This window comes from Paenibacillus sp. sgz302114 (assembly GCF_056120345.1).
In genome coordinates this window covers 1-24,242 of sequence record NZ_JBVYOI010000014.1, presented here as the reverse complement: position 1 = coordinate 24,242, position 24,242 = coordinate 1, and the positions used below count along the sequence as shown (strand labels likewise).

At 52.1% G+C, this 24,242-nt stretch carries 23 protein-coding genes, 1 rRNA gene and 1 other RNA gene; 24 read left to right on the top strand and 1 reads right to left on the bottom strand.

The features are described from left to right. Positions 1-211 precede the first annotated feature (211 nt). The 7 genes from speE (at position 212) to argS (AC0LWF_RS23635) (ending at position 7,398) form a co-directional block, all read left to right on the top strand. Complete coding sequence (gene speE / locus AC0LWF_RS23665; RefSeq protein WP_090582011.1) at positions 212-1,039, top strand: polyamine aminopropyltransferase; 828 nt, start codon at positions 212-214, stop codon at positions 1,037-1,039. Between the two features lie 19 nt (positions 1,040-1,058). After that, the gene (speB, locus tag AC0LWF_RS23660; RefSeq protein WP_474653998.1) at positions 1,059-1,928 is read left to right on the top strand and encodes an agmatinase; all 870 of its coding nucleotides are present in this window, start codon (positions 1,059-1,061) and stop codon (positions 1,926-1,928) included. A 174-nt stretch (positions 1,929-2,102) separates the two neighbouring features. Then, positions 2,103-2,354: a DUF7667 family protein gene (locus tag AC0LWF_RS23655; RefSeq protein ID WP_474653997.1), complete on the top strand. Its 252-nt coding sequence runs from the start codon at positions 2,103-2,105 to the stop codon at positions 2,352-2,354. Positions 2,355-2,421: 67 nt separating this feature from the next. Then, positions 2,422-2,931 carry a DNA-deoxyinosine glycosylase gene (locus AC0LWF_RS23650; protein ID WP_474653996.1) on the top strand — a complete coding sequence of 170 codons (510 nt, stop codon included), beginning with the start codon at positions 2,422-2,424 and terminating at the stop codon, positions 2,929-2,931. Between the two features lie 405 nt (positions 2,932-3,336). Continuing rightward, on the top strand, positions 3,337-5,061 hold the full coding sequence (gene argS, locus AC0LWF_RS23645; RefSeq protein WP_474654079.1) for an arginine--tRNA ligase: 1,725 nt from the start codon (positions 3,337-3,339) through the stop codon (positions 5,059-5,061). A 100-nt stretch (positions 5,062-5,161) separates the two neighbouring features. Continuing rightward, complete coding sequence (locus tag AC0LWF_RS23640) at positions 5,162-5,650, top strand: YwiB family protein (RefSeq protein ID WP_474653995.1); 489 nt, start codon at positions 5,162-5,164, stop codon at positions 5,648-5,650. A 68-nt stretch (positions 5,651-5,718) separates the two neighbouring features. Beyond that, positions 5,719-7,398, top strand: a complete 1,680-nt coding sequence (gene argS / locus AC0LWF_RS23635; protein WP_474653994.1) for an arginine--tRNA ligase — start codon at positions 5,719-5,721, stop codon at positions 7,396-7,398. A gap of 149 nt (positions 7,399-7,547) precedes the next feature. Here the strand turns inward: argS (AC0LWF_RS23635) and AC0LWF_RS23630 are convergent, their stop codons facing one another. Beyond that, a complete protein-coding gene (locus tag AC0LWF_RS23630; protein WP_474653993.1) occupies positions 7,548-8,672 on the bottom strand; it encodes a S8 family peptidase in 1,125 nt (374 codons plus the stop codon). A gap of 419 nt (positions 8,673-9,091) precedes the next feature. Between AC0LWF_RS23630 and rpoE the strand changes: the two genes are divergently transcribed. The 17 genes from rpoE to AC0LWF_RS23545 form a co-directional block, all read left to right on the top strand. After that, on the top strand, positions 9,092-9,667 hold the full coding sequence (gene rpoE / locus AC0LWF_RS23625; protein ID WP_474653992.1) for a DNA-directed RNA polymerase subunit delta: 576 nt from the start codon (positions 9,092-9,094) through the stop codon (positions 9,665-9,667). A gap of 216 nt (positions 9,668-9,883) precedes the next feature. Then, positions 9,884-11,488, top strand: a complete 1,605-nt coding sequence (gene pyrG, locus AC0LWF_RS23620; protein WP_474653991.1) for a CTP synthase — start codon at positions 9,884-9,886, stop codon at positions 11,486-11,488. Positions 11,489-11,629: 141 nt separating this feature from the next. Then, on the top strand, positions 11,630-12,028 hold the full coding sequence (locus tag AC0LWF_RS23615; RefSeq protein ID WP_090582030.1) for a response regulator: 399 nt from the start codon (positions 11,630-11,632) through the stop codon (positions 12,026-12,028). A 195-nt stretch (positions 12,029-12,223) separates the two neighbouring features. Next, the gene (gene fba / locus AC0LWF_RS23610; protein WP_474653990.1) at positions 12,224-13,078 is read left to right on the top strand and encodes a class II fructose-1,6-bisphosphate aldolase; all 855 of its coding nucleotides are present in this window, start codon (positions 12,224-12,226) and stop codon (positions 13,076-13,078) included. 207 nt (positions 13,079-13,285) lie between these two features. Beyond that, positions 13,286-14,533 (top strand): UDP-N-acetylglucosamine 1-carboxyvinyltransferase, encoded by a 1,248-nt coding sequence (murA, locus tag AC0LWF_RS23605; RefSeq protein WP_474653989.1) that lies wholly within the window; start codon positions 13,286-13,288, stop codon positions 14,531-14,533. Between the two features lie 190 nt (positions 14,534-14,723). Next, the gene (gene rho, locus AC0LWF_RS23600) at positions 14,724-16,100 is read left to right on the top strand and encodes a transcription termination factor Rho (protein ID WP_474653988.1); all 1,377 of its coding nucleotides are present in this window, start codon (positions 14,724-14,726) and stop codon (positions 16,098-16,100) included. 60 nt (positions 16,101-16,160) lie between these two features. Beyond that, positions 16,161-17,420: a radical SAM family protein gene (locus AC0LWF_RS23595; RefSeq protein WP_474653987.1), complete on the top strand. Its 1,260-nt coding sequence runs from the start codon at positions 16,161-16,163 to the stop codon at positions 17,418-17,420. Positions 17,421-17,556: 136 nt separating this feature from the next. Beyond that, positions 17,557-17,754, top strand: a complete 198-nt coding sequence (gene rpmE, locus AC0LWF_RS23590; RefSeq protein ID WP_116192437.1) for a 50S ribosomal protein L31 — start codon at positions 17,557-17,559, stop codon at positions 17,752-17,754. Between the two features lie 68 nt (positions 17,755-17,822). After that, positions 17,823-18,203: a hypothetical protein gene (locus AC0LWF_RS23585; protein WP_474653986.1), complete on the top strand. Its 381-nt coding sequence runs from the start codon at positions 17,823-17,825 to the stop codon at positions 18,201-18,203. A gap of 94 nt (positions 18,204-18,297) precedes the next feature. After that, an RNA gene (gene ffs / locus AC0LWF_RS23580) (signal recognition particle sRNA large type) lies at positions 18,298-18,563 on the top strand. Between the two features lie 143 nt (positions 18,564-18,706). Continuing rightward, on the top strand, positions 18,707-20,164 hold the full coding sequence (locus AC0LWF_RS23575; protein WP_474653985.1) for an ATP-binding protein: 1,458 nt from the start codon (positions 18,707-18,709) through the stop codon (positions 20,162-20,164). A gap of 138 nt (positions 20,165-20,302) precedes the next feature. Continuing rightward, on the top strand, positions 20,303-22,114 hold the full coding sequence (gene dnaX / locus AC0LWF_RS23570) for a DNA polymerase III subunit gamma/tau (protein ID WP_474653984.1): 1,812 nt from the start codon (positions 20,303-20,305) through the stop codon (positions 22,112-22,114). Positions 22,115-22,158: 44 nt separating this feature from the next. Beyond that, positions 22,159-22,470: a YbaB/EbfC family nucleoid-associated protein gene (locus tag AC0LWF_RS23565; RefSeq protein ID WP_090582045.1), complete on the top strand. Its 312-nt coding sequence runs from the start codon at positions 22,159-22,161 to the stop codon at positions 22,468-22,470. 27 nt (positions 22,471-22,497) lie between these two features. Continuing rightward, positions 22,498-23,097 (top strand): recombination mediator RecR, encoded by a 600-nt coding sequence (gene recR / locus AC0LWF_RS23560; RefSeq protein WP_474653983.1) that lies wholly within the window; start codon positions 22,498-22,500, stop codon positions 23,095-23,097. 167 nt (positions 23,098-23,264) lie between these two features. Further along, complete coding sequence (locus AC0LWF_RS23555; RefSeq protein ID WP_474653982.1) at positions 23,265-23,543, top strand: DUF2508 family protein; 279 nt, start codon at positions 23,265-23,267, stop codon at positions 23,541-23,543. Next, a complete protein-coding gene (locus AC0LWF_RS23550) occupies positions 23,540-23,803 on the top strand; it encodes a pro-sigmaK processing inhibitor BofA family protein (protein ID WP_474653981.1) in 264 nt (87 codons plus the stop codon). The genes AC0LWF_RS23555 and AC0LWF_RS23550 overlap by 4 nt, the downstream gene beginning before the upstream one ends. A gap of 298 nt (positions 23,804-24,101) precedes the next feature. Beyond that, positions 24,102-24,242: ribosomal RNA gene (locus AC0LWF_RS23545) — 16S ribosomal RNA — on the top strand; the annotation flags it as partial.

The window sequence follows — 24,242 nt, the reverse complement described above, 5'->3', positions numbered from 1 at the left end:
GCCGATAGAGAACGGTTCCAGCTGTTTACGCTATTCCCACTAGTATGGAAAACATTGGAGCGCACTATTCAGGAATGGGATGGGGATGTTAAATTTTTGTGCACCCATGGCAAAAGGTTGCTTTTTCCCCTCGTTAACTTATAATACAGATTGAAACATTTGACCTTATGAACAATTGCACCATTACATACAAGAAAGCAGGGATTACACGATGGAATTGTGGTACACCGAGAAGCAAACGCCAACGTACGGCATTACGATGAAAGTAAAAGAAACTTATGTTAGCGAGCAAACGGACTTCCAACAGCTTGATATGATCGAGACGGAAGAATTCGGCACGATGCTCGTGCTCGACGGTATGGTTATGACAACGGACAAGGACGAGTGGGTTTATCACGAAATGGTCGCTCACCCGGTTCTGTACACGCACCCGAATCCGAAGAAAGTTCTCGTAGTCGGCGGCGGCGACGGCGGCGTTATCCGCGAGATTCTAAAGCACCCGAGCGTTGAGAAGGCTGTTCTTGTTGATATCGACGGCAAAGTTATCGAGTACTCGAAGAAGTACCTTCCGCAAATCGCTTGCGGTCTGGACGATCCGCGCGTTGAAGTGCACGTGAACGACGGCTTCATGCATATCCACGACCACAAGAATGAATATGACGTTGTTATGGTTGACTCCACAGAGCCGGTTGGCCCTGCGGTAAACCTGTTCACGCGCGGCTTCTACCAAGGCATCTACGATGCGCTGAAGGAAGACGGCATCTTCGTTGCTCAGACGGACAACCCTTGGTTCACGCCTGAACTGATCACGAACGTTAACCGTGACGTGAAGGAAGTGTTCCCGATCGTGCGCGTATTCTGGGCTAACGTTCCGACGTACCCAAGCGGTCTGTGGACATTCACAATGGGCAGCAAAAAGTACGATCCACTTGAAGTGGACGAGTCCAGCATCCCTGAGATCGATACAAAATACTACTCCCCTCGTCTGCACAAAGCGGCATTCGTTCTGCCGAAGTTTGTAGAAGATCTGGTAAAGTAAGAGGAGACTACTGCGACCTATGAAGCTCGATCAAAAATATTCCGGCAACGTCTTTATTCTAAGCTCGGAAGACTATAATACGTCCAAGGCGGTTATCTACGGCATGCCGATGGACTTCACTGTATCGTTCCGCCCAGGCTCCCGTTTCGGCCCTCCGCGTATTCGCGAAGTATCGATCGGTCTTGAAGAGTACAGCCCGTACCTCGACCGCAGCCTGGAAGACATCGATTATTTCGATGCAGGCGACCTGCTGCTGCCTTTCGGCAATGCGGCGCGTTCGCTCGATATTATCGGCGAATTCGTTGCAGGGGTACTTGAAGACGGCAAAATGCCAGTCGGTCTTGGCGGTGAGCACCTGTGCTCGTGGCCGATTTTCCAAGAGGTGTACAAGAAGTACCCGGACATGGCGATCATCCACTTTGACGCTCATGCCGACCTGCGCGAGAGTTACGAAGGCGAACCGCTTTCGCACTCCACGCCGCTTCGCAAAGCAGCTGGCCTCATCGGCGGCAAGAACATTTACCAATTCGGTATCCGTTCCGGCTCCCGTGAAGAATGGCAGTTCGCTCGCGAGAACATCAATTTCCACCCGTTCGAAGTGCTCGAGCCTTTGAAAAAAGTGCTGCCTGAGCTTGCTGGTCGTCCTGTTTACCTGACGATCGACATCGACGTGCTCGACCCTTCCGCAGCGCCTGGTACAGGTACAGCGGAAGCTGGCGGCATCACGTCGAAGGAGCTGATCGACGCGGTTCATGCGATTGTTAATGCAGGCATCAACATCGTCGGCTGCGACCTCGTGGAAGTAGCGCCAGCTTACGACCCAACGGAACAAACCCAGATCGTCGCGGCGAAAGTCATCCGCGAAATGCTGCTAGGTTTCATCAAGTAATTGTTTTATCGAAGCTGAGAGTGGTATTCGTCACTCTCAGCTTTTTTCTTTTCCCCTGAACGCAGAACGGGCTGAGAAGTGGGGATTCGTTAATCATGTTTCCTGTACTGTTTTGCTCCTTCTCTTTTTTGGTCATACTAGTTACTAGTGTTTGATCATTAGGAGGGGTGACGAGTGAACATTTTACCGATTCATGAACGGCTCGCCGAGCTGTGGACGATCCGTATTCGCCGTCAGCTGTCGGGTGACGAGCAGGCTGACTTCGAGCATTGCCTTGCCGTCAATGCGATGCATATTAGGCAGCTGGCCAATCTGCACAATTTGTCGCTTGCCGCCTCCATGGTGCAGGACGTCGAATGGCAGCATGAAATTTGTCAGCGTCTGGAGAAGCTGAGCGGTCAGCCGCCGGGTTCGCCGCAGACTTAATTTCACTCGCTTGCATCAGCTAGTCGCATCAGGTTAAGCTCGGAGGAGAAGGAGGTGGCACGGCGACATGACGATGCGCGTTCACTCTTTTCCGCCGATCATGAACGATGGCGCGACAGTGCTTATACTTGGCAGCATGCCCGGCGAGGCCTCGATCGCGATGAACCAGTACTATGGCAATCCGCGCAATCATATGTGGCGGGTGCTATATGGCTTGTTTGGACGCGAGCCGGATGAGGAATATGAGGACAAGCTTGCTTTTGCCGCCTCACACGGCATTGCCATGTGGGATGTCATCGCGTCATGTGAACGCGAGGGCAGCCTGGATGCCAACATTCGCGCGGAGGTGCCGAATGACTTGCCCGGTATTGTGAAGAAGCACCCGAGCTTACGCTGCTTGGTGTTTAACGGAACGAAGTCGCATGACACGTTTAAGAAGTATTTTCGCGATAATCCGATCTTCGATGGCTTAACCAAGCTGAAGCTGCCGTCAACGAGCCCGATTCCGACCAAGCATATGCGCAATACGGCTGATCGAATTGAAGCATGGCGGGTCATTCTACCGTTCCTGAAATAGAAGCGTAGTAGGAGTAACAATTGCCGCTTGCAATTTCAGCGAGGTTGCATATAATAGGGGAAATAACAGCAATATACGATGATTGGGACAGTACCTTGCAGTTCGGTGCTATCAGCGAGCCGGGATAGTGGAAGCCGGTGCAGCGACGTAAGGGAAGCGGACCCAGGAGTAGATGAACCGAAACGCGACTTGGCAGCAGATTTCTGCTTGAACAAGAGGCGTCCGTAGGCGCATCCGGTCACCCCGTTATCGTGCCTTGAGAGGCTTCTTTCCTCGCGTTGCTGCGGCATCCGGGATGGAAGGCTAGAAGAGTGGTACCGCGGAATTTCAACCTCCGTCTCTTTATTGAGACGGGGGTTTTTTATGTTCCTGAAGATCACAATGGGGAGGAATCTTTTGATGAGCCTGTTATTGCAATGGGCAGCCGTACAGCTGCAGTCGTATGTCACTTTGGAGCATGAGGAGATTGTTCGGCTGCTGGAGCTGCCGCCGAATCCAGAGCTTGGCGATGTCGCGTTCCCGTGCTTTGCGCTTTCGCGTTCGTTGAAGCTTGCGCCGGCGGCAATCGCTGGAGAGCTTGCGGGGCGCATCAATGGAGATGGTCAGCCCGTCCGTGCAGAGGCAAAAGGGCCGTACCTCAACCTGTTCCTGAAGCGCGAGGAATGGGCGCCAAAGCTGCTTGCCCCGCTGCTTGCAAGTGATTTTGGCCAGTCACAGGTAGGTGCAAGGCAGCGCGTCATCATAGATTTGTCCTCTCCGAATATAGCGAAGCCGTTCGGGGTCGGCCATTTGCGTTCGACGATGATTGGCAATGCGCTCGCCCAGATGTACCGCGCGTCTGGTTATGAGGTCGTCACCGTCAATCATATCGGGGATTGGGGAACGCAGTTCGGCAAGCTGATGGAGGCTTACCGCCGTTGGGGCGATGAAGCGAAGCTGAAAGAAGCGCCGATCAAAGAGAGTCTCAGCTTGTACGTTCGTTTTCACGAGGAAGTGGAGAATGATGCGACGCTGGAAGACGAAGCCCGCCGCTGGTTCTGGAAGCTTGAGAACGGCGATGAGGAAGCGCATCGACTGTGGCAGTATTTTGTCTCTTTCAGCATGGAGGAGTTCGACCGCGTCTACGCGCGTCTCGGCGTGAAGTTCGATCACACGCTCGGGGAGAGCTTCTATAACGATAAGATGGGCGCTGTCGTCGAGCGACTGACGGAGCTGAAACTGCTGGAAGAGAGCAATGGCGCGCAGGTCGTGCGTCTTGAAGAAGAAGGGCTGCCGCCATGTCTCATTCTGAAGACAGACGGCACGACAATCTACCCGACGCGTGACCTCGCTACGGCGCTCTACCGCAAGAAAGAGATGGGCGGAGATCTGCTGCTGTATGTGGTCGGCGCGGAGCAGAAGCTGCATTTTACCCAAGTGTTCGCGGTATTGAAGCGCATGGGTGAAGAGGTGGCAGACGACTGTCTGCATCTGCCATTCGGTCTCATGAAGTTCGACGGTCGCAAAATGTCCACGCGTAAAGGGCAGGTCATCTTCCTCGATGAAGTGCTCGATGAAGCGGTAGCAAAAGCTTCGGCAATCATCACGGAGAAGAATCCAGAGCTTGAAGGCGCGCAGGACGTAGCGGAAGCGGTCGGAATTGGCGCGATCGTCTTCGGTGATTTGAAGCATCACCGCATGCTGGAGGTCGACTTCTCGCTCGATGAAGCGCTGCGCTTCGAAGGGGAGACCGGCCCGTATGTGCAATATACAGCGGCAAGAGCGTTCAAGCTGCTGGCAAAAGGCGGCCTGTCCCTAGAGGAAGCGGAGGCGCTGAGCCAGTCGGGTGCTATCGCGGTAGAAGGACGTTACGGGCAGCATCTGACCGGGGCAGCTGCATGGGAATGCTTGAAGGCGCTGGCGGCTTACCCGGAAGCGATTGCGGAGGCGATTCGCCAGCACGAGCCGTCCGTGCTCGCGCGCTTCCTGCTCGATGCAGCGAAGCGGTTCAACCGCTTCTACCATCAGGAGCGCATTCTGACGGAGAACGAGGAGGAGACCTCCGCGAAGCTGCTGCTAGCCGCTGCGGTTGCCAATCTTTTGCGCTCAGGGCTAACGCTGCTAGGTCTCAAGACGCCGACACAGATTTAAGCACCGCCTGCTCACGCGGCATATGCGGCGGGCATTGAAATTGACGATGCTCCTGTATATAGTGAGGACAGGAGTATTAGGCGACGGGAGACCGTGATACATGACGGAGAGAGCAAAAGTAACCATTACGCTTACAAGCGATGTCGATGGGGAACGCGAGCATAACACATTTAGCGGCGAATGGTTTCGCAAGGGCGGCACAGTGTTCATCCGCTATGAAGAGACGGTAGAGGGCGCCTCAGGCACGAGCGCGGAGGTGCGCACGATGATTCGCTATCGCGACGGCGAGCTGAGCTTGTCGCGTCATGGCGCCGTGGAATCGCAGCAGATCTTTGTTGCGGGAGTCCGCCGCACCGGCCATTATACATCGGCTCATGCTAATTTCCATATGGAAACAGAGACGAAGCTGCTCTGGATGCAGTTCGGTGATTTCTCCGGGCAGCAGGAACAGCAGACGGCTGCGGATGCCTCTGACCAGATCGTGCCGACGCTGCCGATGCTGCTGGAATGGCAGTATACGCTGCTCATTAACGACGAGCCGACCGGTGAATTTCGGATTCGGCTGCGGGCTGAAGAAGAAGCTTCGTAAGCTTGTTACAGGGAGACACATTACAGTTTGAATTTTCACATCTACGAACCAGGGGGATTGGATTTTTTATGAGAACGAACGTTATTGAACAGCTGCACGATCAGCTGAAAGAAGCGATTGCAGATGCAGTCGTGAACGCTGGGATTGCAACTCGCGAAGAGCTGCCCGTATTCGTGTTGGAGGTGCCGAAGGATAAGGCGCACGGCGACCTTGCAACGAACGCTGCGATGCAGCTGACGAAGCTGGCGAAGAAGAACCCGCGCCAAATCGCTGAAGCGATTATTGCCGGACTTGATACGAAGAAAGCTTCAATCCAGAGTGCTGAGATTGCCGGACCGGGCTTCATTAACTTCCGCATGGACCGCAGTTATCTCTATCCGGTCGTAGCTCAGGTATTGGAACAAGGCGATGATTATGGCCGCATTGATGCTGGGGCAGGCCAGCGCGTACAAGTCGAGTTCGTCAGCGCGAACCCGACGGGCAGCCTTCACCTTGGCCATGCTCGCGGCGCGGCAGTAGGCGATGCGCTTTGCAACGTGCTTGATTTTGCCGGCTATGATGTATCGAGAGAGTACTATATTAACGATGCGGGCAAGCAGGTTGCGAACCTGGCTTACTCCATTGAAGCGCGCTACAAGCAAGCGCTCGGCCAAGACGCTGAAATGCCGGAAGACGGCTACCACGGCGAAGATATTATCGGCTTCGCGCAAGAGCTTGCCGCGAATGAAGGAGATCGCCTGCTGTCGCTGCCGGATGAGGAGCGCTTCACGTTCTTCCGCGACTACGGACTTGAGCGCGAGCTCAATAAGATCAAGCGCGATCTCGGCAATTTCCGCGTAGCGTTTGATGTATGGTACAGCGAGACTTCGCTTTATAAGACCGGCCAAGTAGAGCAGGCGCTTGAAGCGTTGCGCGAGCGCGGCCAAGTGTTCGAAGAAGAAGGCGCGACTTGGCTGAACACGATGGAGTACGGCGACGACAAGAATCGCGTGCTCGTGAAGAATGACGGCTCATACACTTATTTGACGCCGGACATCGCATACCACCGTGACAAGTATGCGCGCGGATTCGACCAGATGATTAACATTTGGGGCGCTGACCACCACGGCTATATCCCGCGTGTGAAAGCAGCGATGGATGCGCTCGGCAACGATTCGAAGAAACTGGTCGTATTGATTGCTCAGATGGTGAGCCTGTTCCAGAACGGCGAGAAAGTAAAAATGTCGAAGCGTACGGGCAAAGCCGTCACGATGGTAGACTTGATGGACGAAGTCGGCATCGACGCCATTCGCTACTTCTTCACGATGCGCAGCATGGATTCACACCTGGACTTCGATATGGATCTGGCGATTTCCACATCCAACGAGAATCCGGTGTTCTATGTGCAGTACGCGCACGCGCGGATTTGCAGCATCTTCCGCCAAGCGGAGGAGCAAGGCATTGCGGTATTGCCGCTTGCTGAAGTGGATCTGAGCAAGCTGACAACCGAGCACGAATTCGACCTGCTTCGCAGAATCGGCGAGCTGCCGCAAGAAATCGCGGAAGCTGCGTCGCAATACGCGCCGCACCGTCTCATCCGCTATGTATACGAGCTCGCGTCGCTGTTCCACAGCTACTACAGAGCCGACCGCGTCATTACGGAAGACGCGGCTCAAACCCAGGCGCGCTTCGCGCTGCTTGGCGCGACGCGTACGGCGATCGCGAACGTGCTGCGCCTCGTCGGCGTTTCGGCGCCTGAGCGCATGTAACCACCCGCGGCTAGCGGCCTTCGCCCCTAGCGCCTCGCGGCTTTCGCCTTGCCTAGTGGCCTTCGCCCCTAGCGCCTAGCGGCCTTCGCCTTGCCTAGCGGCCTTCGCCCTTAGCGCCAACCAAAAGCAAAACAAACCGCGGACGCTGTTCATCGGTCCCCGGTCTGCAGCATACGCATCACATCAAGCTCCCCGGCGATCCGGGGGGCTTTTGTGCCTCTTAGAGGCAGCATCGATCGTTTCACGACCGTTTTAATATCGGCAGGCGACAGTCCCGGTCGGTGAGCAAGCAGTAGAGCAATGGCGCCGCTGACATGCGAGGTGGCCATCGAAGTGCCGCTCATTTCGTGATATTTGCCGCGCAGCCATGAGGACAGAATTTTGTCGCCTGGCGCGTAAACATCAATATAAGTGCCGCGATTGCTGAACGGCGCAATGCGGCGCAGCCTGTTCGTCGCGCCGACGGCAATGGTCTGCGGATAACGGGCCGGGTAGTCAATCGCTTTTCGTTTGCCGTCGTTGCCGGACGAAGCGACAATGATAACGCCGGCGTTGTACGCATTCGTGACAGCGGTCAGCAGCGATTTGCTTCGCGTTTTCATACCAAAGCTCATGTTGACGATGTCCATCTTGTTGCGCACGCACCAGTCAATGCCGAGTACAATATCAGAGACGAAGGCGCTCCCGTTCTGATCGAATGCTTTCACAGGATAGACGGTGGCGCGGGGCGCTACGCCGATCATGCCGTGCAGCTGGTTAGCGGCGGCGATCGTACCGGCGATGTGGGTGCCGTGTCCATTATCATCATGCGGTAGCATGCCGCGGCTAAGCAGATTGATGCCCCGGCCGAGCGAATGCTTCAGGTCGGGATGGCTGAAGTCAACGCCGGTGTCGATGACGCCGACTTTGACGCGGTGGCCTGTCGTCATGCTCCAGGCGAGCGGCGCTTTAATCTCCTGTACGCCCCACGGAATTCCTTTTTCACGGGATACGGATTTGAATGCGGTAGAATGAACCGTCAGAAGCGGGTCGTTCTCGACCCGGATGTCGGAGCAGGCGGCGGAAGAGAGCAGATTTTGTGCGATCGGCAGGGAGAAGCCATGAATGGATGGGAGATGGCGGACGAGCTTCGCGCTGTTGTCGATTTTCGACCATTCGTTGTGGAACTGCTCGTAATCGGCAAACTGCCGGAAACGGACGATCCGCCGCTTAACGTTAGCGGCCCCAAGAGATAACGCGCTGTGTAACAGGCGGAGAATTGTCGTTTTGTCCAAATTTGGCTTCCCCTCCATGGCGACGTTGTTATTAACTGAGCTGCAATGAATCGGAAGTGAACAGTTACAACGTTTGCTGCAGTATTGTATGAACGAGCGTAACAAGCTGTATGAGCAACTTGCCTTTTTTCACATAATTAGGCTGCAAACCGTGTCATTCGCCGTACGGGCACATAGTATAAACCAAGAGTCATTTACGGGCTCTTATTACCGGAATAGGCGGCAGCGCTTTATCCGGAAGGATACAGTCAAAGCGAGGGGTTCTCCTTCGCTTTTTCTTTTGGGCATCAGCTATCAATAGGGGAGCTTGCTTTTTCGAAAGAAATAGGTTTTACTATAGGTTGATAATGGATTGCTTGGATTTCAGGCGAAATGTTTGTGCCGGTCCCGGCAGTTGTACATGAGAGGAAGTGTCCGAAATGAGCAGCGAGATTGTCTTGAAGATCGATCCAGAGCGCGTGAAAGAAATGCCCATGGTCGACCTCGCATTTGAATTGCTGAAAGCGGCGAACACGCCGTTCTACTATCGCGATCTAATGATGGAAATTGCAAAAGTTCGGGGCTTGTCCCAAGATCAAATCAACGATGTCATTGCGCAAGTATATACAGAAATTAATATCGACGGACGTTTCGCGTGCGTCGGCAGCAACATGTGGGGACTGAAGCGCTGGTACCCGGTTGAGCGTAATGAAGATCCGGTTGGCAATGCGAAGCGTTCGCGCATTATCAACGATGAAGAGGAAGACGAAGATCTTTACGCCGACGAGGAAGAGGATACTTACGCATCCGAGGACGATTTCGATTCTTATGATGAAGATCCAGAGAGCTTCGAGGAATCGGAAGACGACGCCGAAGTCGATGAAGAAGTCGTTATCGACGATGAAGAGATCGAAGAAGAGGGCATTGAAGTCGATGTCGTCGATGAAGAAGATGCTGACGACGAAGAGGATGCTGAGGAAGACTTCGACGATGAAGACGAAGAAGACGACAAATAAAAACGCTCGTGCTGGTATCCCTGTGTCCGCTTGACATGGGGATTCCGTGCGAGTAAACTATTGTTTGGGCTTCAAGTACGGACAATGTAAGCAATAGACAAATTCAGAAAGTGCCCCGTTTATACGGGTGTCACTTTTTTCTTTTTTTTAACCATTTTTCTTCGAAAAATGGGGGAAACTATTCTTTAACCATACATTCTGTGGAGGGTATCATCAGTGACTAAGTACATTTTTGTAACAGGCGGTGTCGTATCGTCGCTCGGTAAAGGTATCACGGCAGCATCGCTCGGGCGTTTGCTCAAGAATCGCGGATTGAAAGTGACAATCCAGAAATTCGATCCCTATATTAACGTTGACCCAGGAACGATGAGCCCGTATCAGCACGGCGAAGTATTCGTCACGGACGATGGCGCTGAGACGGACCTTGACCTTGGCCACTATGAGCGTTTCATCGACATCAACCTGTCGAAGAACAGCAATGTGACAACAGGCAAGATCTATTCGACCGTTATTTCCAAAGAGCGCCGCGGCGAATATTTGGGCGGTACGGTTCAAGTTATCCCTCACATCACGAATGAAATTAAGGATCGCGTATTCCGCGCAGGCAAAGAAACCGGTGCAGACGTCGTTATTACGGAAATCGGCGGCACGGTCGGCGATATCGAGAGTCTTCCATTCCTTGAGGCAATCCGTCAAATTAAGAGCGATATCGGCCGTGACAATGTCATGTACATTCATGTTACGCTCATTCCTTATATTAAAGCGGCTGGCGAAGTGAAGACGAAACCGACGCAGCACAGCGTGAAAGAACTAAGAAGCATCGGCATCCAGCCGAATGTCATCGTATGCCGTACAGAGTACGAACTCGCTGATGATCTGAAACGCAAAATGGCGCTGTTCTGCGACATTGATGCAAGCGCAGTTGTTGAATGCCGCGATGCATCGACATTGTATGAAGTTCCTCTGAACCTGCGTGAGCAAGGCTTGGACGAAATCGTCGTCAACCATCTGAAGCTGACAGTTGGACCTCCGAACATGACGGAGTGGGAAGATCTTGTTCGCCGCGTGAAGCAGCTTAGCCGTACGACAGAGATCGCGATCGTTGGTAAATACGTTGCTTTGCACGATGCTTACCTCAGCATTGTTGAATCGCTCAGCCACGCCGGCTTTGATGCCGACGCTGATGTGAAGCTGCGCTGGGTAAATGCGGAGGAGCTGACACAAGATAACGTTGCGGATATTTTGCAAGGCGTTAATGGTATTCTCGTACCGGGCGGCTTCGGCGATCGCGGCATCGAAGGAAAAGTACAAGCGATTCGCTATGCGCGCGAGAACAACGTTCCGTTCTTCGGTATTTGCCTCGGTATGCAAGTAGCCGTAATCGAATATGCTCGTCACGTAACAGGCCTTAAAGATGCGAACAGCTCGGAGATCAACCCGCTTACGCCATATCCGGTTATCGACCTGCTGCCAGACCAGAAGGATATCGAGGACATGGGCGGCACGATGCGTCTTGGTCTTTACCCTTGCAAGCTGAAGTCAGGCTCGCTTGCTGAACGTATGTACAACGATGAGCTCGTATATGAGCGTCACCGTCACCGGTACGAGTTCAACAATGAATACCGTGAAATGATTGAATCTGCAGGGTTGAAAATCTCAGGCACATCGCCAGATGGACACCTCGTTGAGATGGTTGAGCTCCCGGAGCACCCTTGGTTCCTTGCGGTACAATTCCATCCGGAATTCACTTCGCGTCCGAACAGGCCGCAGGCGCTGTTCCGCGGATTCGTTCGCGCAGCACTGGAGCAAGCGGAGCGCTAAGCCGATTAGACAATATTTTTTAAGAAATTTTCCAACAGAAGCAGGAATATGGATGGCCGGACGCGAAACAGTAGCGAGGGTTATGGAATTCTAATCCAATCTCGGCGATTGATTGTCGTGCATTTCTGGGAGGGTTTCAAGTTGGAAAACAAGAAAGTCTTGATTGTCGATGATCAGAATGGCATTCGTATCCTATTGATGGAAGTGTTCAGCAGCGAAGGGTATACAACCTTTCAAGCCCCGAACGGCAAGCTGGCGCTCGAAATCGTAAAGAGCGAGAACCCCGATCTGGTTTTATTGGATATGAAGATTCCAGGTATGGACGGATTGGAGATTTTGAAGCATGTCAAAGCGATTAACAAGGATATTAAAGTCATTATGATGACGGCCTATGGTGAGCTTGACATGATTAAGGAAGCGACCGATCACGGGGCGCTGATGCATTTTACAAAGCCGTTTGATATCGATGAGATGCGAATGGCGGTTAATCTTCAGCTGCGCGGCGGAGACGCAAGCGGCTGGTACGCAGTGGGATCCTAATCAGAGGATCTCACTTTTTTTATGTTGAAATCGGTCGCTTGGGCATGTAAGGGAAAACGACGATTTTCAGGCGCTTGTACCAAACGAAACATGATTGTGGTATACTAATTTGGTGCGTATCAGATGCGTGATTATTATCAAAGACAACCTTATGAGGCCAAACGCTTCATAACACCTTAGGAGGAGTAGAGAACCATGCCACTCGTTTCAATGACTGAATTTCTGCCACAGGCAAAAGCTAACAAATTCGCGGTAGGCCAGTTCAATATGAACAACCTGGAGTTCGCGCAAGCGATCACTGAAGCCGCTATGGAAGAAAAATCCCCGTTTATCTTCGGTGTATCTGAGGGTGCCCTGAAATACATGGGTATCGAGTACACAGTTGCAATCGCTGAAGCGGCTGCGAAGAAATCCGGTTTGCCAATCGCGCTTCACCTTGATCACGGCAGCAGCTTCGAAGTTGCGATGAAATGTATCCGTGCAGGTTTCTCGTCCGTTATGTTCGACGGTTCCCACTATGGACTTGAAGAGAATATCGAGCTGACGAAGCAAGTTGTTAAAGCAGCGCGTGCTATGGGCGTTTCCGTTGAGGGCGAACTTGGTACAATCGGCGGCGTTGAGGATGACATCAGCGTTGACGAAGAGCACGCTTCCCTTGCTAAGCCAGAAGAAGCGATCCGTTTCTACGAAGAAACTGGCGTTGACTGCTTGGCAATTGCTGTTGGTACTGCTCACGGCATGTACAAAGGCGAGCCAAAGATCCACTACGATATCATCCAAAAAGTATCCGATGCCATTCCAGTTCCGGTTGTATTGCACGGCGGTTCCGGTGTGCCTGACGAAGCAATTCGCCTTTCCATCGCAGCTGGCGTAGGCAAAATCAACGTAAATACAGAAAACCAAGTGGCTTGCACGAACGCAATCCGCGAAGTATTGGGCGGAAACGCTTCGGTTTACGATCCTCGTAAATACCTAGTGCCAGCTCGTTCTGCAATGAAAGCAGTCGTTCAAGAAAAAATCCGTTTGTTCGGCAGCAGCAACCAAGCGTAACTTCCGGAGCAAACTAAGAATCAAACAAACAGCCGCGTCATGCGCGCGGGCCGATCGAAAGCAGGCGCTCTCGTCCTTCAAGAAGTTGTTGAAAGATGGAGCGCTTGCTTTGTGGCATTTAACCGTATCTCTAGGGGCAGTCCGCGCGCCTCTCGCGGCCGTTTGATTCTTCTGTTCACTTCTCGGATAGGAGGATATGGACTACAGATGGAAAAACTGATGATCCGTGGCGGACAACCGCTGCGTGGCACCGTGCAGATTAGCGGCGCGAAGAATAGTGCGGTGGCGCTGCTTCCGGCTGCAATATTGGCAGAATCAACGGTAACGCTGGACAACCTGCCGCATTTGAGTGATGTTGCGGTGTATAGTGAAATTTTAGAAGAACTTGGCGGCACGGTAGAATGGAGCGGTGAATCCATCGTCATTAATCCCGCTGCTATGCAATCGATTCCGATGCCTAATGGCAAAGTGAAGCTGCTGCGTGCATCGTATTATTTGATGGGTGCATTGCTTGGCCGGTTCGGCGAAGCAACAATCGGTCTCCCGGGCGGCTGCAATTTCGAGCCTCGTCCGATTGATCAGCATATTAAAGGGTTTGAAGCGCTTGGCGCGCAAGTGACGAATGACCACGGCTCCGTACGGATTGTGGCGAAAGAGCTGCGCGGGGCGAAAATTTACTTGGATGTCGTCAGTGTTGGGGCGACGATTAACATTATGCTCGCGGCCTCTCGGGCCAAAGGGTCCACCATTATTGAAAATGCGGCAAAAGAGCCTGAAATCATAGATGTAGCTACACTCCTTAATTCCATGGGCGCCAAAATTAAAGGTGCCGGTACCGAGACGATTCGAATCGAAGGTGTCGATCGGATGCACGGCTGCCGCCATTCTATCATTCCCGACCGCATTCAAGCAGGGACGTATATGATTGCTGCAGCGGCAACGCGCGGCGATGTATTAATTGATAACGTTATTCCGAAGCATATGGAAGCTGTTACAGCGAAGCTTCAAGAGATGGGCGTACATGTGTACGAGATGGATGAGTCCATTCGTATCGTGGGCCAGCCGCGTTATGAAGCCATTGATGTGAAGGCGCTCGTATACCCCGGTTTTGCCACAGATTTGCAATCCCCAATGACCAGCTTGCTGACTCAAGCGACAGGCGTCAGCATTTTGAGTGACTATGTATACAGCAATCGATTCAAGCATGTGCCGGAGCTGACGCGGATGGGCGCAAACATTCGTGTGGAAGGTCGTTCTGCAATCGTCGACGGCGGAAAGCTCAATGCAGCTAAAGTACGCGCAGCGGATTTGCGGGCAGGAGCAGCGCTTGTTGTTGCAGCTCTGACTGTAGATGGCGGCGTGACTGAGATTACAGGCGTCGAATATATTGATCGCGGTTATGATAACCTCGTTGAAAATTTGCGTTTGCTTGGAGCCGACGTTTGGCGTGAATAGTCGGTACATTTCGGGTCGGCCTTGGAATAGAGGGGGCCGATTCCGGCAATGATGGTTGAGGCTTGGACTTTTTTGAAATCTAAGAGAGTATAAGTTTTCGCGATATACTTTGCTTAGATTTCTCCTGTTTTGCCAGCACAAAGACGGCATAGTCGTCTTTGCTTGGAACATTGACAAAGATGGTGATATTATGTCAGAACTTCAGATCGCCGATCTTGAAGTGATGAAGCTCACAGAGCTGTATAAGCTGGCCAAACAGCACCAGATTCAGGGCTATGGCCAATTGAAGAAGAGAGAACTGATTTTTGCGATTCTGCGTGCGCAAGCTGAGCAGAGCGGACTTATGTTTATGCAAGGCGTACTCGAAATTTTGCCCGAAGGCTTCGGTTTTTTACGACCGATTAACTATTTGCCAAGTCCGGAGGATATTTATATTTCCGCTTCGCAAATTCGCAAATTCGACCTCCGTACAGGTGATTTAGTTTCCGGTAAATGCCGCGCCCCTAAAGAAAACGAACGATTTTTCGGATTGCTTCAAGTAAATGCCGTTAATGGAGAAAGCCCCGAACACGCTGCTGAACGTCTTCATTTTCCTGCTCTTACTCCACTCTATCCCGAGAAGAGATTGGTGCTCGAAACCGCCACTCCTAAGCTATCTACACGAATTATGGATATTCTTGCGCCTGTCGGGCTCGGTCAGCGTGGTTTGATTGTTGCGCCGCCTAAGGCTGGTAAGACATTGCTTCTGAAAGAAATTGCAAACAGCATTTCCACCAATCATCCCGAGATCGAACTGTTTGTACTCCTCATTGATGAGCGTCCTGAGGAAGTAACCGATATGTCGCGTTCCGTGAAAGGCGAGGTCGTCGCTTCGACATTCGACGAGCTGCCGGAGAATCATATTAAAGTTGCGGAGCTTGTGCTTGAGCGAGCGCTGCGCCTTGTAGAGCACAAGAAAGATGTCGTTATTCTGCTCGACAGCATTACACGTCTGGCTCGTGCATACAACCTTGTTGTGCCGGCGTCCGGCCGTACGCTTAGCGGTGGTATCGACCCTGCTGCGTTCCATCGTCCGAAACGATTCTTCGGTTCAGCTCGTAATGTGGAGGAAGGCGGCAGCTTGACAATTTTGGCAACGGCTCTTGTCGAGACAGGCTCGCGTATGGATGATATTATTTATGAAGAATTTAAAGGTACAGGCAATATGGAGCTTCATCTTGATCGGAAGCTCGCGGAACGCCGTATTTTCCCGGCGCTCGATATTCGCCGCTCCGGCACGCGCCGCGAAGAGATGCTCATGTCGAAGGAGCAGCTTGATAAAGTCTGGGCAATCCGCAAGAGCATGAATGATTCGATGGAGTTCGTGGATGGCTTCTTGAAGAAGCTTGGCGAGACGAAGACGAACGAAGAGTTCCTGATGTCGCTCGACACGTCTGCTGTGGTGCCGCCACCAAGAAGCAGACCGAGCTCAAGCGGAAGCGGAAGCGCTCGGACGGGCAGCAGTTCTTCAAGCAGCGGCTCGACTGCACCGAGAAGACCAGCGACACGCTCGACGACCGTGACTTAGATATTGCTTTACGAAGTGACATTTTGCCTCGAGCAAAATGTTTAGGAGGTTAGTTACATCATGAATCTCGTTTACGCAGATGAACATGGCAATTTGTTCGATCATCCCGATTGGACAGGGCTTGGCCGCAGCGGCGATATGGTTGTCGAGCTGATGGAGGACGAGCTTATTCCGCTGCCCGATGGGGCAACGATGGTAGGCTTGCCGCATACACGGCCAATCGGCATTCATAACGAAAGCGGCGAGATGCGCCCGCTGCCAGGCAATGTGCAAGCGGTTGGGGCACTGCTTCCGCAGGGCTACACTCGCCTATGCATTCCAGGCTACATGAAGTCGGACAAGACGCAGAAGCTGCCGCTCTTCGGTTACTCTGCCGTCGTATGGAAGGATGGCGGCTTCTACGTGGCGGCGCAGAAATGCGACGATCCGGAACGCTGGAATCCGATGAATTGTGATACGAACGAGTTGAACGTCGGTGTTGAGCGGCTGCTTGCAAAGTACCCGGAGAACCGGCTGTACAAGCATCTGTCCAACTGCGCACTCGGCTACGAGTGCTTGACCGCGTCCAATACATTCCTTCAGCGCTGGGAAGGTGCGGTTCCGGTATCGTTCTCCTGCAACGCCGGCTGCTATGGCTGCATCTCGGAACAACCCGATGACAGCGGCTTCCCTGCACCGCAGACGCGGATGAACTTCAAGCCGACTGTAGAAGAGATCATCGACGTCATGATGGAACATCTCGTGACGCCGGAATCCATTATTAGCTTCGGCCAGGGCTGTGAAGGCGAGCCGTCGACGCAAGCGAAGATCATCATCGATGCAATGCGTGAAGTGCGGAAGCGGACCAACCTCGGCTACATTAATATCAATACCAATGCAGGCTTGACGGATCACATACGCGGCATCGTGGATGCCGGACTTGATCTGATGCGCGTAAGTACGATTAGCGCATTGGACGATCATTATAATGCGTACTACAAGCCTCGGGGCTACACGCTTGCGAATGTGGAGAAGTCGCTCCGCTACGCGGCAGACAAAGGCGTTTACACGTCGATCAACTATTTGATTTTCCCAGGCGTCACTGACCGTGAAGAAGAGATTGAAGCGATGCTCGGCTTCGTTAAGCGGACGGGGCTGAAGCTCATCCAGATGCGTAACCTGAATATCGATCCAGAGAGCTATTTGGAGCTCATTCCGAAGGCGCAAGGCGAGATTTATGGCATGAAGCAGATGCTGGAGATTTTCGCTGATGAAGTTCCGGATGTCGTTATTGGTTCCTACACGCATGTGCCGCCAGCACCGCTGAAGCAACCGCTGTAGGTTGATCGCATACTGAACTTTCCAGCTTTGCAGCATACAAAAGCATTGCTTTATCGAGAGTGACCATGCTATACTCTCCTAGTGTGTAATTACTCTGGGTCCGCATGTTGATCCAGGGCGGAAAGAGGTGAACGAGATGAAACAAGGTATTCATCCGACATACCACGTCACTACAGTAACTTGCGCTTGCGGCAATAGCTTCGAGTCTGGTTCGATTAAACAGAACCTGCGCGTTGAGATTTGCTCCGCTTGCCACCCGCACTTTACGGGTAAGCAGAAGTTCCTGGATGCTGGCGGTCGCGTCGACAAATTCAAAAAGAAATACGGTATCTAATCTGCCGGAATTTAGCAGAATACAAGAACCTCCCTCAGCCATCCTATTGGTTAAAGGGAGGTTTTTTTATGCGAAGCTTGTTATGTGCAATTACGTTAATGACGGCCATTTCACTGACAGCGTGTGGCGGCAACAAAGATGCCACGAATCATTATAATGCGAACTCGTACGGACATGATGGCTACTTGGGCTTGTCCAACAGCAACCCGCACTTGCCTAATCGCAACGGCAACTTTCTCAATCAGAACGATGATGGGAATTTCGCGCAGCGTCAGCTGCTGCAGCAGGTCAGCGGAATTAAACGGGTTAACATTATGTTCCGTACACCGGATATGGATGTGACCATAACGCCTAAGCCGGGAGTGAACAAGGCGCGCTTGAAACGGGAAGCTACAGCGGTGCTCAAGAAGAACATGCCTCGTTATAACGTCCATGTGAAGGTAACCTAAGCATAAAGCGGTTTAAGGTGTATCCCTAGGCTTCACGGATTTCCAGATAATCGGCGCTTGCACTTTGCGATAGAACAAGCTATACTTACTTTTGCCGTGCTAGACGGGGAGGTAGCGGTGCCCTGTAGCTCGCAATCCGCTGTAGCGAGGTTGAATCCCTACTCTGAGGTTATGCCGATGTGGGGCTGGAGTTCATGAACAGTGTTGACGGCTGGGTCCTCCGCAATGGACGCCTGTGAACGGGTCAGGTCCGGAAGGAAGCAGCCATAAGCAGGTCTGCCCATGTGCCGGAGGAGTGCTTGGCCTGAGCTGGGAGTGGAAGTGCCGCTCATGTCGCATTTATCGAAGGTAGGTGCACGGTCACCTATTATTGAAGCTAACATCCTTTTGTGGTTCATTGTGAACCATGAATAGGATGTTTTTTTCTGTTCTGGCAGGATTATCTACTTTCGTAGCCGAAATGGAATAGAATCGGATCGGATCTACGTAAAGGAGACAAGAGCATGCCCGATATTCCTTCAGCATCCATTGTACGTCTCAGCCTTCAAGCTCTTGAAAGCTATTGCGGCCAATTCGCAGATACGATAATTGTTATGCTGGACGAGACCACGAAGATCGTCCATGTGAATGCACGATTTTTAAAAGAAACAAGCTATGCAGAGTCGGATTTGCTTGAGCATCCGCTCAGCAAAATTACGGACGGAGCCGTACAATGGACGGACCCAGCCGTGATGTTCGAGACAATTGCGAGTCGTCTGCAGCGTCCGGTGAATGAGGGGCTTCCCCTGCAGTTGATTGCGGTCGAGGGATACCGTATTTCTACTACTGCTTCGCCAATAATTGTCCAGACGGAGCAAGGCATTCGGTGTCTGCTTTTTCTGTACGGTCAAAGCGGTATGCGCAGCGGAAATCTCATTGAGCGCTTTGGAGAGACGATGCTGCGTGATGAGCATATCGGCGTCATTCTCCTGCAACCCGAATCCTTAAAAATATTAGATATAAGCCCGCTCGCATGCCAATTGCTCGGCGTTGAACAATCGGCTGTTGTGAATGTGGAGCTTTCATCCTTCTTTGCCGAGGCGGAGAAGGAGTATACGATTATATGTGAAGCGCTCGCGAGCGGCGAGACGGTTCGAAATTACCCGCTGACCTGGCGATACGAAGATAAGCAAAGCGAGCTGCTCATGGACGTTGGGCTGCTGCACAGTGCAATCTTCGCCAGGGAAGGCGCCTATATTATCTTTAAAGACGTGACGAATCTGCGCTCGCTCGAAACGCAGGTGCAGCGAAGCGACCGTCTGGCGATGATCGGGCAGATTGCAGCAGGCGCCGCGCATGAGATTCGTAATCCGCTCACAGCAATTCGCGGCTTCCTGCAGATGTTCCGAAAAACGATGATTGAACACAATATGAACAAAGAGAAAGAATACACGGATATCATGCTCAGCGAGCTCGATCGGATTAATCATCTCGTCGGGGAGTTTCTACTACTCAGCAAGCCGAAGCAGATGACGACCAGCTGGATCGGTGTCGATAGCGTGCTGCGAGATATTATGCCGGTTATTTCGAGTGAAGCGCTGCTGCATAACGTGATGGTGAACTGGGACGATCAGATGGAGCTGCCGCGTGTTCTTGCAGATGGAGAGATGCTGAAGCAGGTATTTTTAAACTTATGCAAGAACGGGATTGAGGCGATGACGGAAGGTGGGACACTGACTGTTCGCGGGTCTGTGCTCCAATCGGGCAAGTCGTCGAGGCTTGTCATTGACATTGAGGATACGGGCCCGGGGATACCGTCTCAACTCCTTAATAAGATCTTTGATCCTTTCGTAACGACGAAGCAAAATGGTACCGGGCTCGGCCTATCCGTCTGCCAGCGGATCTTGCATGACTTCGGCGGTACGATCTCGGCGGCGACAAGGGAGAAAGGAGCACTGTTCACAGTCATGCTTCCTTGTTAGAGAACGCTTTCTCATTCACCCGCGTTCCTTGGCGCTTAACTGGATTTCATCTCTTTTTAGACGATGTAGCCGTTTTGCTAGGCTGTCTGCATCGTGTATAATAGAGTTACTTAAGCCGAAAGGAAAGGAACGGATCGTATGTCACATATCGCTTTATACCGTGCTTGGCGTCCGCAGACGTTCCAGGATATGGTCGGCCAGAAGCATATTATTCAAACGTTACAGAATGCGATTCGCGAGCAACGGGTATCGCATGCCTATTTATTTAATGGTCCGAGAGGAACAGGGAAGACGACTGCAGCCAAAGTTATGGCTAAAGCCATTAACTGCGAGCGCGGTCCGACGCCTGAGCCCTGCAACGTCTGTGATGCATGCCGAGGCATAACCGCCGGCACGATCATGGATGTTGTGGAGATTGATGCTGCATCCAATCGCGGTATCGACGAGATTCGGGATATACGCGACAAGGTGCGTTATGCGCCGTCTGAAGTACGCTACAAAGTGTACATTATTGATGAAGTGCACATGCTGACTTCCGAGGCGTTCAATGCGCTCTTGAAGACGCTCGAAGAGCCGCCGGCTCACGTCATCTTTATATTGGCGACGACAGAGCCGCACAAGCTGCCGGCAACGATTATTTCTCGCTGTCAGCGCTTCGATTTCAGGCAAGTTTCCATGCCGGAGCAGACCGAGCGGCTTCGCCAGATTTGCGACGAAGAAGGCATTCAAGCGGAGGACGATGCGCTTGCTTATATAGCTAGATTGTCCGACGGCGGGATGCGTGATGCAATCAGCTTGCTCGAGCAAGTATCTGCATATGGTGGAGAGCGGATCACGCTAGGCGATGCAATTGATGTTACGGGTGGTCTTGCGACGGAGCAGTTCAAACAGCTCGCCGATGCTATAAGAGATCGGGATGCGGCGGCGGTGATGCCGCTTGTTGAAGGCCTCATGCAGGCGGGCAAGAGCGCTGACAAATGTCTCGAGAACTTAATCTTCTACTTCCGGGATTTGCTCGTGCTTAAGCTCGCTCCCGGCGGCAAGGTGTCGACGGAACGAATTGTCGATCAGGAGAAGTACCGCGAGATGGCGAATTCCTTTAGCAGCGAGCTGCTCTTCCGGATGATTGACGTGCTCAATCAGTACCAGTTGGAGATCCGGCACGCTGCCCTGCCGCAGACCATCTTCGAGATCGCGCTTATGAAGATTTGTACGATGCAGGAAACTGGTGGCGGAGCAACCGCGGCGGCTGGAGCTACAGCAGATTCTGCTTCTTCTTCCGCTGCTGGAGGCGGTGGCGGTGCGCCAGCCGGAGAAGTACAGCGTCTGCAACAGCGCATCGATACGCTAGAGCGCAAGATCGAACAACTGCTCCAATCCGGCGTGCGTCCGGACGGGCAAGGCGCTGCTTCAGTTGAGCAAGCAGGCGGAGGTGCGCGGGGCAACCGTAATTCGGGCTTCGGCGCCAAGGGTGGCGCAGCGGGAGGCAGCGGTTCGCCTGTCATTGCACGCGTGAAGCTGGATCCGTTCCTAGCAGCAGCCGAGAGTCAGGCTACTGGTCAGGTGCGGATGAAGTGGAGTGACATTTTGCAGCGTGTGAAAGGGAACAATATTTCCACTCACGCCTGGTTCGTGAACGGAGATCCGGTCAGCGCGGCGGACAATACGATCCTGGTTGCATTCAAGAACTCCATCCACCGTGAAACCACGGAGAAACCGGCTAACCGCGAAGTCATCGAGCGGGTGTTCAATGAGGTGTTCAGTCGACAGGTTCGCTTGGCAACCGTTATGCTGAAGGAATGGCAGACCGCAGCGGAGAAAGGTCCGGCGCCGGCAGGGGAGCTGCTGTTTGAGCAAGAAGAGGAAGGCAGCGCACCGAAGGAGCCGGAATGGGTTGAAGAGGCAGTGAGGATGTTCGGCGAAGATCTCGTTATAATTGAAGACAAGTAATGTATCCCAATAAATTTAACTACACATAAGGAGTGACTTTAACCATGAACAACATGAACCAAATGATGAAGCAAGTGAAGAAGATGCAAGAGCAAATGCTGAAAGCGCAAGAGGAGCTAGGCACGAAGCTGATTGAAGGTTCTGCTGGCGGCGGCGTAGTTACGGTGCAAGTTAACGGCCACAAGAATGTACAAAGCATCGTAATCAAGCCGGAAGCAGTAGATCCGGATGATATCGAAATGCTGCAAGACCTTGTGCTAACTGCAATCAACGATGCGCTGAACAAAGCCGATGAACTGGCGAACAAAGATATGGGTAAATTCACAGGCGGTATGAAAATTCCAGGCCTGTTCTAATTGTGATTTAGTAGAGGAGCTTCCGCCTTGTATTATCCCGAACCGATAGCCAAACTGATAGATGCCTTTAGCCGCTTGCCGGGCATCGGTCCGAAGACGGCAGCCAGACTGGCATTTCATGCTTTGAAAATGAAAGAAGATGACGTCATTGATTTTGCGAAGGCGCTTGTCAGTGTGAAACGAAATCTGCATTACTGCTCGGTTTGCTGCAACATTACCGACACGGACCCGTGCCGGATTTGCCAAGACAAAAGCAGAGACAACTCGGTCATCTGTGTGGTGCAGGAATCCCGTGACCTCGTCGCAATGGAGAGGACAAAGGAATTTCAAGGGCAATACCACGTTCTCCAAGGGGCGATATCTCCGATGGAGGGGATTGGTCCGGATGAGATTCGCATAGCAGAGCTGCTCCGAAGGCTTAGTGACGAGACGGTTCAAGAGATGATCCTCGCTACGAATCCCAATATTGAAGGTGAAGCGACTGCGATGTATCTATCGCGTCTCGTGAAGCCTTTCGGCATACGAGTGACTCGAATTGCCCACGGTCTGCCTGTAGGCGGAGACTTGGAATACGCGGATGAAGTGACGCTCTCTAAGGCGCTCGAAGGACGCAGGGAACTAAATTAATTACATTAATCTCTAACCCCGCAGGAGGAAGGTCTCCTGCGGGGTTATTTGCTTTTTGAAGTGGTTTATCTGGCAGGGGCTTGTTCTATTTTTGCAGTCTGCTCATACATACAACTATATGCCTTTTGCTGGTGTGGCAATCCGATCGGAGAGAGGGGCGTTTGGACATGTGGAGATTATGGCTGCGTTCGAAGAAGCAGACTGCGGCATTGAAACTGAAGAAGACCGAGGTGGAGGAACAGATCGAGCTGTTTGCGGAGATTAAGACGGCGAAGCAGGAATGGGATAATGCGCAGCGGTATTTCGAATATGCGCTCGGTAAGGATCAAATTGATTATGCAGTATTTGCAATGGCTGCAGCAGAGAAGCGTTATGAGATGTTGATTCGCAAAGCCAAACGTATGCCAGTGAAATGGTCAAATCTGAAAGGTGGGATATCCGGATGAAAACGGTATGGCTGGTTAGTCTAATTGTATCCTCGATACTTCTTATTGTAGTCATGTTCCGTAATAAGCTACCGCTGCAATGGGTAAGGCGGTTCGCGCTTCATCTCATCGCGGCTGCTCTTGTTCTTTATGTGCTTAACTTTTCAGGACTGATATCCGGTATGGAAGTGCCTCTCAATCCTGTAACGATAGGTACCGTTGTGTTGCTCGGCCTGCCAGGCATTATGCTCGTACTTGGGTTGCAGATGACGTTGTTTTAGCTGGAATACTTTACAACTAAACAAATTGAGGATAAGCCTTGACCTTACAGGAGTGGATATGTTAAATTAGATCTCGCGTCACAGAAGGTTATGGGCTGCAAAAACAAATTAAAAAAATGCTTGCAATAAAGTGGCCGAATGTGATATATTAATCAAGTCGCCGCTGAGACATGGGCGAACAAATGAAACAAATTTGTTCCTTGAAAACTGAACAATGAGCGACCTGTCAAAAGGTCTAAAACAAGCTAGTTTTTTGAATGAGCTAACAAGCAAATTCATGAAAGGTCTTCGGACCACTTTTATGGAGAGTTTGATCCTGGCTCAGGACGAACGCTGGCGGCGTGCCTAATACATGCAAGTCGAGCGGAGTTATTCCTTCGGGGATAGCTTAGCGGCGGACGGGTGAGTAACACGTAGGCAACCTGCCTGTAAGATCGGG

Coding starts and splice junctions, on each gene's coding strand:
- speE (WP_090582011.1), top strand. CDS start 212: ATGGAATTGTGGTACACCGAGAAGCAAACGCCAACGTACGGCATTACG.
- speB (WP_474653998.1), top strand. CDS start 1,059: ATGAAGCTCGATCAAAAATATTCCGGCAACGTCTTTATTCTAAGCTCG.
- AC0LWF_RS23650 (WP_474653996.1), top strand. CDS start 2,422: ATGACGATGCGCGTTCACTCTTTTCCGCCGATCATGAACGATGGCGCG.
- AC0LWF_RS23640 (WP_474653995.1), top strand. CDS start 5,162: ATGACGGAGAGAGCAAAAGTAACCATTACGCTTACAAGCGATGTCGAT.
- argS (WP_474653994.1), top strand. CDS start 5,719: ATGAGAACGAACGTTATTGAACAGCTGCACGATCAGCTGAAAGAAGCG.
- rpoE (WP_474653992.1), top strand. CDS start 9,092: ATGAGCAGCGAGATTGTCTTGAAGATCGATCCAGAGCGCGTGAAAGAA.
- fba (WP_474653990.1), top strand. CDS start 12,224: ATGCCACTCGTTTCAATGACTGAATTTCTGCCACAGGCAAAAGCTAAC.
- murA (WP_474653989.1), top strand. CDS start 13,286: ATGGAAAAACTGATGATCCGTGGCGGACAACCGCTGCGTGGCACCGTG.
- rho (WP_474653988.1), top strand. CDS start 14,724: ATGTCAGAACTTCAGATCGCCGATCTTGAAGTGATGAAGCTCACAGAG.
- AC0LWF_RS23595 (WP_474653987.1), top strand. CDS start 16,161: ATGAATCTCGTTTACGCAGATGAACATGGCAATTTGTTCGATCATCCC.
- rpmE (WP_116192437.1), top strand. CDS start 17,557: ATGAAACAAGGTATTCATCCGACATACCACGTCACTACAGTAACTTGC.
- AC0LWF_RS23585 (WP_474653986.1), top strand. CDS start 17,823: ATGCGAAGCTTGTTATGTGCAATTACGTTAATGACGGCCATTTCACTG.
- AC0LWF_RS23575 (WP_474653985.1), top strand. CDS start 18,707: ATGCCCGATATTCCTTCAGCATCCATTGTACGTCTCAGCCTTCAAGCT.
- dnaX (WP_474653984.1), top strand. CDS start 20,303: ATGTCACATATCGCTTTATACCGTGCTTGGCGTCCGCAGACGTTCCAG.
- AC0LWF_RS23565 (WP_090582045.1), top strand. CDS start 22,159: ATGAACAACATGAACCAAATGATGAAGCAAGTGAAGAAGATGCAAGAG.
- AC0LWF_RS23555 (WP_474653982.1), top strand. CDS start 23,265: ATGTGGAGATTATGGCTGCGTTCGAAGAAGCAGACTGCGGCATTGAAA.
- AC0LWF_RS23550 (WP_474653981.1), top strand. CDS start 23,540: ATGAAAACGGTATGGCTGGTTAGTCTAATTGTATCCTCGATACTTCTT.